2 protein-coding genes are annotated in these 1,744 nt (G+C 66.8%); both read left to right on the top strand.

From position 1 onward, the window contains the following. On the top strand, positions 1 to 333 hold a 333-nt coding region (locus tag Q7A36_RS39610; protein WP_305109287.1), incomplete at its 5' end, for a DUF2161 family putative PD-(D/E)XK-type phosphodiesterase. A gap of 691 nt (positions 334 to 1,024) precedes the next feature. Beyond that, on the top strand, positions 1,025 to 1,537 hold the full coding sequence (locus tag Q7A36_RS39615; RefSeq protein WP_305109288.1) for a hypothetical protein: 513 nt from the start codon (positions 1,025 to 1,027) through the stop codon (positions 1,535 to 1,537). Positions 1,538 to 1,744: the final 207 nt, after the last annotated feature.

Consider the following 1,744-nt stretch of genomic DNA (forward strand, 5'->3'; position numbering starts at 1 on the left):
CAGGGCGATCCGGCGATGGGCGGCTCGTCCCGTCAGCCGGTCATGACGGCCTACCGCCAGCGTGCGCTCGCCTGTGCTTTGGCACTGCGGGAGGGGCCGAGGCGCCCGCGTGATCTGCGAGAGACGGCGCCGGACGCGGCCGCCATCCTGCTGAGGAATGTCTACGGCTGGTTTGAGCGCGAAGCCCGGGGCATCTACCGACTCTCGCCGGCGGGAAGTGCCGCCCTGGCGCAATGGGCCGGCGCTCGTCCGACTGACCTGCTTGACAACGGGAAAGACGTGCCGACGGCCGCTGATCTTCGAGCAACACCCTCGCCAGCCATTGGCACCTGATATCACTGCCCCTGCCATAACATCCGGGGCGGTTCACACCGGAACCGGAAAGGCTGGCTGTCCGACGAGCCTCGCGGTCGTTTACAGACTGGTGATTGAGTGACGCCAAGGTTACAGCATGCGCCTTTTCTTATCATTGACTGCCTCCCTGCTGCTCGCGCCAGTTGCCTGGGCGCAGACGACGCCTCCTGTCTGCGGTGTGGCGCGCGAGGGCGTTACGGCCTGCATTGGCGAGAAGCTCTGCGAGTGCCGCCATGAACACGGCGGTAGCGTCAGCGGCAAACGAGAGGGTTTCCACTGGGATTGCGGCATCCTCCGTCCGTCTTGCGGGGTCGCGCCAGCGAGCCCGGGAGTGGAGATGCCGTCGATGTCCATCATGCCGCTGATCCAGCCTCCTTCCGGCCCAACACCGGGTCAGCAGAGCTATCCGGGCTACCCGCAGGGCCAGGATCCGCGCTTGCTGCTGCCGGGTCGCGTCCCATACAGGGCGCACTCTTACTAATTCGCTCAGCCATCCCCTCATACTGGCCGCCCAACGTATGAAATGAAGGAATCAGACGGCGGGTGCCGAGTTGAGGGAATGAATCGGACGGTGCCGACCATCGTTCTTTCCTGACGCCACCAGGCAGTGCCTTGCCTTCCCAGCCACACTCTGATTCGACACCGTCCCACGCTGCGGGATGGGGGCGCGATGCGGAGCAAGCAGATTTCCCCGGCAACGGTAGAGCAGTTCCTCGGCGACGTGTTCGGCCAGGAGCTGCATGCCAAGCGCGTGCAGTCCCTGGCAGGTACCACGCTGGGGGCGATGCGGAGCTGCTCGCTGGCGGTGTCGCTGATCGGCCAGGGCCTGGCACTGGCGCGCGGCCTGAAGACCAGGCATGCCGTCAAGCAGGTCGATCGCCTGCTGTCCAACCCGGGCATCGATGTCGACGCCCTGCTGCCGCACTGGGTCCGGCATGTGGTCGGCCAGCGGCTGGCGATCACCGTGGCGATGGACTGGACCGAGTTCGCCGCCGACGGCCAGGCCACGCTGATGCTCTCGCTGCTCTGCCGCCATGGCCGGGCCACGCCGCTCTTCTGGTTGAGCGTCGAGACGGCGAGCCTGAAGGACTGCCGCAACGGCAATGAATGGGTCCAGGAGTTTGCCCGGGTCGTCGAGACCGGCGAGGCCGCGGCCTTCACCCGCCAGATCGGCTCCCTCTGACGATGGTACGACGGACGGGCCTTTCCCCTGGACAAGGACCGGTTCGCCGTCCTGTTCCTGGAGGTGACGGAGCGGGTGCTCGCCGACATGCGCCGCAATGCCCTCCTGGAGATCGGCGATCAGCTTCGTGACCTGACCGACACGGCGGAGATGACGGCCGCGGCATCGGCCATCGTCGGCCGGGCGCTCGGCGCACCGGGCATGAGG

The organism is Paracraurococcus lichenis (assembly GCF_030657435.1).
GTDB classification, from domain to species: domain Bacteria; phylum Pseudomonadota; class Alphaproteobacteria; order Acetobacterales; family Acetobacteraceae; genus Paracraurococcus; species Paracraurococcus lichenis.